The sequence below is a fragment of the Endozoicomonas sp. genome (assembly GCF_031844845.1).
GTDB lineage: Bacteria > Pseudomonadota > Gammaproteobacteria > Pseudomonadales > Endozoicomonadaceae > Endozoicomonas.
This window is the reverse complement of the sequence record NZ_JAVRMB020000278.1, coordinates 1-8235: the sequence shown is the minus strand read 5'-3', so window position 1 is coordinate 8235 and position 8235 is coordinate 1. Positions and strand designations below refer to the sequence as shown.

Below are 8235 nucleotides of genomic sequence, written 5' to 3'. Positions count from 1 at the left end.
CTGAGCTTCGGTGCTGCCTATAACGAAGCAAAGGTTAAAGATACAACTGCAGAAGACTACAAAGCCAAGTCTGCTATTGTTGGTGCCAAGTTTGAAGCTGATAAGATCTATGCTGCTTTCACTTACGCTAAGCTGAAGAATCGTGACGCTCACAGCTACCTCAGTAAAGTAGACGGCAAAGTAGACAAGGCTGAAGGTGTTGAACTGTATGCAAGCTACCAGCTGAACGAAATGTTCAAGGTTGAAGGTGGTTATAACCAGCTGAAGGACAAGAGTTCTGATGCTGGAAAAGGCGAAGTCAAGTACATGCCTGTAGCACTTGTTTACACTCAGGGCCCAATTCAGCTGTCTGGTACTTACCAGTTTGAAAAGAGCACCAAAGTTGTTGACACCAAAGAAGTCGACGTTGATGACAAGATCATCCTGCAGGCTCGCTACTACTTCTAATTTCGAAGTGGTTGCCTGACAGCAATGTCTTCGCCGGAATTTCCGGCAACAAAAACCCCGCCTCTGGCGGGTTTTTTGCGTTTTACCTCGTTCCCACGCTCCGCGTGGTAATGCATACGTGTGCCGAGCACGCTACACAGCTTAGCTTGGGAGCCCCCCTGTCCAGCCAGGTGATAGCGAAGGACTAGCGAAGCTCGAGGTTGATATGGAGTCAGCTCAATTCCGCACACAGTGTGTGCGGAATCTGTGGTTCGGAAACAGGTATCTCACCAGATCGGTAACCATCCGGTCACGTATGCATTCCCACGCAGAGCATGGGAACGAGAAGAAAAAACCTTTACCTCGTTCCCACACTCCGCGCCATCTCCAGCCGGGAGCGAGGAGAAGCTTTTTCGGACAACGGACAGCGGACAGCGGACAGCGGACAGCGGTATTGAAGACTACTCCGGCCCAGAAGGAAACCCATCCATCATAATCTGCTCCATGGTCCACGGATTGGTATCCGGAAACTCCTCCTCCGGTATCTCCAGCTCCCTCGAAGCATCCCGACAGGCAATGGGATAACATTCCAGCAAGCTCTCATCCAGCAAGTCATACAAACTGGGATTATTCATCAGCAGTCGTTTAACAATGTCCCGCTCTTTTTCCAGGGCGTAATCAATCACCATAAACCAGCTGCGATACCAGCGATTCAATGTGCGTAAATCTTCTTTGAAGGCGCGGATCTGCCATTTTAGCAACAGAACCAGTATGCGGGTCAGATGGATTTCCAGAGAATTGACTTTTTCCTGTCCAAGGTCTTCTACTTCCTCGATCAGATTTTCCAGATCGAGGGCCCGGAACTTATTTCTTTTCAGTAACTCTATTTGCTGACGGGTCCACTGATAAAAGTCCGTTTTATACAGGTTACTCATAGTGATGACCTCCCGATGCTACTGATATTTTTTTAAGAGTTTCAGTGGTTCTGGATCCGGCTTTGAGCCTTGTTCTGGTAGATAGAACCTTGAAGAAGCTGTCACAGACCGGATGCAGTATAGGTCATGAATAAAAGGTATGGGAACTTTGACAATAAATTGAAATTGAAAGGGTTTTTTAAAAAAAGAGCGGGCTTCCCCGGCAAAGGAGAGAAAGCCCTGAGGGTCAGATAACCAGCTGGACCGTTTCGCCACTTTGCCCGGTAAGGCAGCGATTCAGCAGTGAGATAAAGGATTCGCCTTTGCCATCCAGTAACCAGTCTCCTTGCTCATCGTCATAATCAAAGTGAAATCCACCACTGCGGGCTGCCACCCACAGTTGCAGCAAAGGTGTTTGCCGGCTGAGGATAATCTTGCTGTTGTCTTCGCAGGTCAGGGTCAGGATGCCCGCAGCGTTTTCACAGTCAATGTCCAGGCCGGAATCGTCTATGGCATCTTCAATGGCCAGCATCAGGCCATCAAGAAGTTCGGTATATTGACGTTCAGTCAGCTGAAGGTTTTTTTGCATCGTTATCTCGGTGAAAACAGGATCAGAATGGGCGGATTTTAGCCTGCATACGGTTCTGTCGGTAGAGCCGTCAGCGTTTTTCAAAAAAACGCCTTGAACTATAAGTAGAGCCATAAGTAATTCGGCAGTTATACTATGGGCTGTCGAGTATAAGGGGAAGGGTTATGAGACTGTTCACTGCTATTAACCAGCTGAAGGCTCCAGCGTTAGCCGCTGTTGTTTTCTTTGTCCTGCTGCTGACCGGCTGTGGGCAGAAGGGCGATCTTTATCAACCAAAAAATTCTCTGGCCAGTAGTGATCTCTCGACCTTCCTTGTGGAATAAGGATGTTCTGGATAATTAAACCAATAATTGAATGAATATGGGAACAGTTACCTTATGGAGTGGTTTGCTTTTCAGCCTGCGGTTAATAAAGAGCTTTCAGCCAATAAAGAGCTTTCAGCCAATAAAGAGCCTTCAGCCAATAAAGAGCTGTTTGCCGAACAGATTCCCGTTCGACAGCTGGCGGAAGAATTCGGTACACCTTTGTATGTCTATTCCCGGCAAGCCCTGGAAACCAGCTATCAGGCTTATTACCAGGCACTGGCTGACGGGCCTCATCTTATTTGTTATGCCGTCAAAGCCAATAGCAATCTGGCGGTTTTAAATGTGCTGGCTCGCCTCGGCGCAGGCTTTGATATCGTATCCATCGGTGAACTGGAACGGGTTCTCGCTGCGGGTGGTGATCCTGAGAAAGTGGTTTTTTCCGGTGTTGCCAAGCAGCGTCATGAGATTCATCGGGCTCTGGAGGTCGGGGTTCACTGCTTCAATATTGAATCTGAACAGGAGCTTGAGGTTATTCAGGAAGAAGCTCAGGCAATGGACAAGGTTGCCCGCGTGTCATTGCGGGTGAATCCGGATGTTGATGCACAGACTCACCCTTATATCTCCACGGGTCTTAAAGATAATAAGTTTGGTATTGATATAAATCGTGCTCCGGTAGTTTATGCCCGTGCTGCACAATTGAGTCATATTGAGATTGCCGGGGTTGATTGCCATATTGGCTCACAGCTGACCACGATAGAACCGTTTCTTGATGCACTGGATCGTCTGTTGCTGTTAATGGATCAGTTAAAGACACAGGGGATTCATCTGAAGCATCTTGATATTGGCGGTGGGCTCGGTGTGCAGTACCAGGATGAAGTGGCGCCTTCACCTTCCGACTACCTGGTATTGGTAAAACAGCGGCTGGCTGAGAAAGGCTATGGTGATTTGACGCTGGTGGTCGAACCAGGGCGCTCCATTGCCGCTCAGGCGGGTATTATGCTGACCCGTGTTGAGTTGATTAAACCCACCGGGCAAAAGAATTTTGCCATCGTTGATGGTGCTATGAATGATCTGTTGAGGCCTTCCATCTACAGCGCCTGGCACACAATTGTGAATACGTTAGAGCGCCCGGATGGTGAAAACCAGATGTATGATGTGGTGGGGCCAGTCTGTGAAAGTGGTGACTTTCTGGGTAAGGAACGGGCATTGGCCATCAGGGAAGGTGATCTGCTGGCGGTTTATTCTGCCGGTGCCTACGGCTTTGTGATGAGTTCCAATTACAATGCCCGTTGTCGTGCTGCAGAAGTGATGGTCGATGGTACTGAGGCTTATGTGATTCGCCGACGGGAAACCATTGCTGAACAGTTTGACTCAGAAAGCCTGTTGCCGCCGGCCTGAATACTAAAAGAGGAGTTTTTGCTTGTTGTTGCACTTTACGAAAATGCACGGTCTGGGTAACGACTTTATGGTGGTCGATATGGTGTCCCAGAACCTGCGCCTGCCTCCGGAAAAAATCCGCCGCCTTGCGGACCGGAAGTTCGGGGTTGGTTTTGACCAGCTGCTGCTGGTTGAGTCTCCCACCAATCCGGATATGGATTTTCGCTACCGTATCTTTAATGCTGATGGCAGTGAAGTGGAGCAGTGCGGTAACGGAGCCCGTTGTTTTGCCCGGTTTGTACGTGATAAAAAGTTGATTGGCCGGGACCGAATCCGGGTACAAACGGCCGGTGGCAACATTGAGCTGAATATCCAGAGCAATGGTGAAGTCTCCGTTGATATGGGGATGCCAAGACTGGATCCTGAGCAGGTGCCTTTTAATGCTCAGCAGCGTTCTGTTACCTATCCTCTGCAGGTTGAAGATCAGGTCATTGAGGTGTCTGCCGTTTCCATGGGGAACCCCCACTGCGTTTATCTGGTGGATGATGTTCATCAGGCACCGGTAGAAACCTGGGGGCCAATCATTGAAGCTCATCCGGATTTTCCACGGAAATGTAATGCCGGGTTTATGCAGGTGGTCAGCACCGATGAAATTAACTTACGGGTGTTTGAACGTGGTGTTGGTGAAACACTGGCCTGCGGCACCGGTGCCTGTGCAGCGGTAGTCGCAGGTCGCCTGCGAGGTTTGCTGGATGAAAAGGTGAAGGTAAACCTGTCCGGTGGCAGCTTATTCATTCATTGGCAGGGGGAAGGCAGCCCGGTTATGATGACAGGAGCAGCAACCCGCGTTTATGAAGGGTACACTCGGTTTTGAGCCGTTGTCCGCTGTCCGTTGTCCGAAAAAGCGTAAGCGGATCTGGCTTTTGCGGGCAGCGGGCAGCGGGCAGCGGGTAGCGGGCATTGGGCAACGGTCGTTGAAATGGGGTCGTTTTTCGGGACAATTCCAAGCGGCTTTAAATGAGCTAACCGCTTCAACAGGGCTTAAGACGATGACTGAGAAAATCGCCGAAGCAGGCAGGGATAAGCAAAAGAAAAAGGCGGTTACCGCCAGACAGGTTGCTGATTACCTGAAAGGTCACCCTGACTTTTTTGTCGGGCGTGATGATCTGTTGCCGGATCTGACATTGCCTCATCAGCGAGGAGATGCTATTTCCCTGGTAGAGCGTCAGGTGGCCCTGCTGCGGGAACGTGCCCTGGATTATCGTCACCAGCTGGTTTGTCTGGCGGACAATGCCCGGGATAATGAAAAGCTGTTTGAGCGTATGCGGCTGCTGGTACTGGCATTATTGGAAAGCAAAGACCTGGAGCAGCTGATTGAAGTAGTCAACGACAGCCTTAATCATGAGTTTGGTATTGAGTTCCATTCCCTGATTCTGTTCAGTGAAAAGCCCATGAGCCTGCCAGTAAGAATTGAGCATACGGATGTTGTTGTGGATGCACTGGGCTCTATCATGACCAGTGGCAAAGCCATTTGTGGGCAGATCACTCAGGCAGAATTGGACTTTCTTTTTCAGGAGCAGGCTGAAAATGTTGGCTCGGTAGCTATTGCTCCCTTGAACTATGCCTTGAGTGAGCCGCAGCAACTGGGCATTCTTGCTTTGGGCAGTAAAGATAAAGATCATTTCAAGGCGAGTATGGGAACCCTGTTTATCAGCTACCTCGGTGATATTTTGAGTCGGATTCTGGCTCGACAATTGCGTTCATGAGCAACTCTCTTTCTGACAACTCAAATAATAGCGACCTGCAGAAGGCTCTGGTCGCTTTTATCGATTACCTTCGCTATGAAAAGCAACACTCCCCTCATACATTGTCCGCTTATAACCGCGACCTGACCCGGGTCATGCAGCAGGCAGAAGCCGCGAACTGCTCTGAATGGAGGGTGGTAACAGAAAAGCAGCTTAAATACTGGCTGGGTCTCTGGCATAACGATGGGCTGTCCAGCCGAAGCCTGCAGCGACTGATCTCGTCTCTCCGTCGCTTTTACCAATATTTATTGGCTCAGGGCGTGGTTGCCAATAACCCGGCGAAGCTTCTGCGTGCCCCTAAAACAGGAAGGCCTTTGCCGGTAACACTGGATGCTGACCAGGTAAACCATCTTCTTGATGACCCGTATGGTCAGGCTGATGGTGATCCGCTTAAGTGCCGTGATCTGGCGATTCTGGAGCTGTTCTATTCTTCGGGTCTGCGTCTGGCTGAACTGGCCGCGCTGAACCTTGAAAATTTCTCGGATGGTTTTTCCCAGGTTCGTGTATTAGGCAAGCGCAACAAAGAACGTCTCGTTCCTGTTGGCAGCAAAGCCCGTCAGGCAATACAACGCTGGTTATCTTATCGGGATCTGCTTGTTAAAAGCGACAGTGGTAGTGCGTTATTTTTATCAAAACCGGGGCAGCGTATCAGTACCCGGCAGATTCAGAATCGAATTAAACAGTTTGCCCGGGAAGCCGGTATGCCGGTGGGTGTTCATCCCCACATGTTAAGGCACTCTTTTGCCAGTCATATACTGGAGTCCAGTGGTGATCTGCGCTCTGTGCAGGAACTCCTTGGCCATAGTGATATATCCACAACCCAGATCTATACCCACCTGGATTTTCAACACCTGGCAGCTGTGTATGACAAGGCGCATCCGCGGGCGAAAAAGAAAAGGGAAGAGTGAAACATTTCCTTATTTCGATTGAGTTAATGCCAATTTGATTTTTCAGATTAGACTGAGGGAAAAATTCAACTTCAGGAATGAGTCTGGTTATGGCAGGGTCAGCATCAGCAATACCGGCAAGTGCAATAGGTCAGCTTCTTGGTAAGTTATCTGTAGGGATTGATGACTCAGTTGAGGCTTCTCGAAAGAATACAGCTTTCGGAAATTCGGTAGAGGCTCAGGAAAGTAGCCTGCTTCTTGAAGATCGGGAAATATTTCGGGATAAGAGGAAAGAACCTGGTCAAACTGATAATAAGGACAGAAAAATTACCGCAGTGAGTCAGGAGGAAAAAAATGGCGTAGATGCTGATAAGAAAGAAAATATAGATGATCTAAAGGATGAAGTTGATGGTCTTATGCATGACATTATAATTGAGGCTGAAAATCAGTTTCCAACCCCTGCAGGACAAGAATTTAGTTTTGAAGAGTGTTTAAATAAAATAACTGAAGGGTATGAGAATGTAATAATTAATTATGATAGTTTTGAAGCTTCTATGGAAGAATTAAACGAGGCTTCGGGAGATTTAAGCGAAAGCATATTGGAAAAGATGTATTTGTTTATTACAGACCCGCAAGTACCGAATGCACCGGAAGATTTATTTCGTGCTAATGGGTTGGGTTTGTCTACGTATTCTGCACAGCCGGATTCCTTTTCAGGTGAGAGTGTAACTCCTTCGAAAGCACACGTAGAGTGCATGTTTAGAGATTTTGATTCCATTTTAGGAAGTTATGGGAGGGTAGCTGATGTTAATAATGGAATTTTTTTGCCTTCCCCCTTCCCGCAACCTGATTTCCCTCAAAGAAATGAGCAGGTACAGGGATATGCTTCATGTAACGGAGATATAGACAGTAGAGCCATGCCTGAAAAGGCAATGAATCACTCGCTTTCGTCTATGCCTGTTCAGTCGGATAATGAATCGAAAGGGATTGCCAAGGCAGGTATTACAAGGCCACAGCAAACGGTTGAACCACCTGCTGATAACGATAACAGGGGGAGCGTCGGGAATTCAGGAAACGTAACTTCCACGACGAATGTAAATAGCGAAGAGCAGTTATCAGAACCTGTTCAGTTGGAAGGGATTAAGAAACAGGAAGAAAATAATAGTTTGGAACGAAGTAAAAAGTGTCTTTTCATGCTGGCGGTATTTTCGAAACTTTTGAAGGGCTTTCCAGATTGGCTCAAGGGGAAGGATAGATCTAAAGATAATTTAAAAAGTAAGTTTTCAGAAATTTTTGATAAAGGCATGCCTGCAGATGGATCATCTGAGGTTGAGCAACTGGAGGCGCTGAAAAATAAAAAAGAAAAGTTAAAAGTGGTACGTTCTCTTTTAGTAGAACTGTCTTCAGCCAATGACTGGATGAATAAGATTAAGTTGTTTGTAGATAAAAAAGACGCTATCAAAGGAATAATTAAAGAGTTTGGTGAGAAAAGTAATAATGATCTTGATAGTTTGATTTTTCGGATGAAGGAAAGAAATAAAGAAACAATAAAGGTGGTTTGATAAAATTTTTTATGGGGTAATTGATAGATTGTACGATATGAAAGATGAAATAAAAAAACGTTGAGGTGTGTGCAAGGAATTTCACGATGGTTGTTTCATCTGTGCCGGGTTCGGAGGGTTTTGCGACAACCGCGAAGGCGGGAATTCATCGCCAGCAGTGGATCCCCGCTTTCGAGGCTGTCGCAAAAGGCTGCAAATGCCGATTTCTACCCCCGCCCCCACCCGTCTTTCCCGCGCAGGAGGCTGTCGCAAAACCCACCAGGAACCTCGTTCCCACGCTCTGCGTGGGAATGCATAGCCAACCACAGGAATCGTGTCTGTGGTTGGGTCCTGGCGCTACCACGCAGGACCCACAGGGCCTAAAAGCGTG

9 protein-coding genes are annotated in these 8235 nt (G+C 47.9%); 7 read left to right on the top strand and 2 right to left on the bottom strand.

The genetic code is table 11. The features are described 5' to 3' along the window. A partial coding sequence (locus RM811_RS14780; RefSeq protein WP_402525709.1) for a porin occupies nucleotides 1-447 on the top strand: 447 nt, incomplete at its 5' end. 440 nt (nucleotides 448-887) lie between these two features. Here RM811_RS14780 and RM811_RS14775 read toward each other — a convergent pair. Both RM811_RS14775 and cyaY read right to left on the bottom strand, forming a co-directional pair. Continuing rightward, nucleotides 888-1361: a DUF29 domain-containing protein gene (locus RM811_RS14775; protein ID WP_402525707.1), complete on the bottom strand. Its 474-nt coding sequence runs from the start codon at nucleotides 1359-1361 to the stop codon at nucleotides 888-890. Nucleotides 1362-1587: 226 nt separating this feature from the next. Further along, nucleotides 1588-2013 (bottom strand): iron donor protein CyaY, encoded by a 426-nt coding sequence (gene cyaY, locus RM811_RS14770; protein WP_402525705.1) that lies wholly within the window; start codon nucleotides 2011-2013, stop codon nucleotides 1588-1590. Between the two features lie 80 nt (nucleotides 2014-2093). Between cyaY and lptM the strand changes: the two genes are divergently transcribed. From lptM to RM811_RS14740, 6 genes are all read left to right on the top strand, one after another. Next, nucleotides 2094-2252, top strand: a complete 159-nt coding sequence (gene lptM, locus RM811_RS14765; protein ID WP_402525703.1) for an LPS translocon maturation chaperone LptM — start codon at nucleotides 2094-2096, stop codon at nucleotides 2250-2252. 54 nt (nucleotides 2253-2306) lie between these two features. Further along, nucleotides 2307-3632 carry a diaminopimelate decarboxylase gene (lysA, locus tag RM811_RS14760; protein WP_402525700.1) on the top strand — a complete coding sequence of 442 codons (1326 nt, stop codon included), beginning with the start codon at nucleotides 2307-2309 and terminating at the stop codon, nucleotides 3630-3632. 22 nt (nucleotides 3633-3654) lie between these two features. Continuing rightward, complete coding sequence (gene dapF, locus RM811_RS14755) at nucleotides 3655-4485, top strand: diaminopimelate epimerase (RefSeq protein WP_402525698.1); 831 nt, start codon at nucleotides 3655-3657, stop codon at nucleotides 4483-4485. Continuing rightward, nucleotides 4463-5377, top strand: coding sequence for a DUF484 family protein (locus RM811_RS14750; RefSeq protein ID WP_402525696.1), 915 nt, complete (start codon nucleotides 4463-4465; stop codon nucleotides 5375-5377). The genes dapF and RM811_RS14750 overlap by 23 nt, the downstream gene beginning before the upstream one ends. Next, on the top strand, nucleotides 5374-6324 hold the full coding sequence (gene xerC, locus RM811_RS14745) for a tyrosine recombinase XerC (protein ID WP_402525693.1): 951 nt from the start codon (nucleotides 5374-5376) through the stop codon (nucleotides 6322-6324). The genes RM811_RS14750 and xerC overlap by 4 nt, the downstream gene beginning before the upstream one ends. An 89-nt stretch (nucleotides 6325-6413) precedes the next feature. Further along, on the top strand, nucleotides 6414-7865 hold the full coding sequence (locus RM811_RS14740) for a hypothetical protein (protein WP_402525691.1): 1452 nt from the start codon (nucleotides 6414-6416) through the stop codon (nucleotides 7863-7865). The last annotated feature ends 370 nt before the right edge of the window (nucleotides 7866-8235 follow it).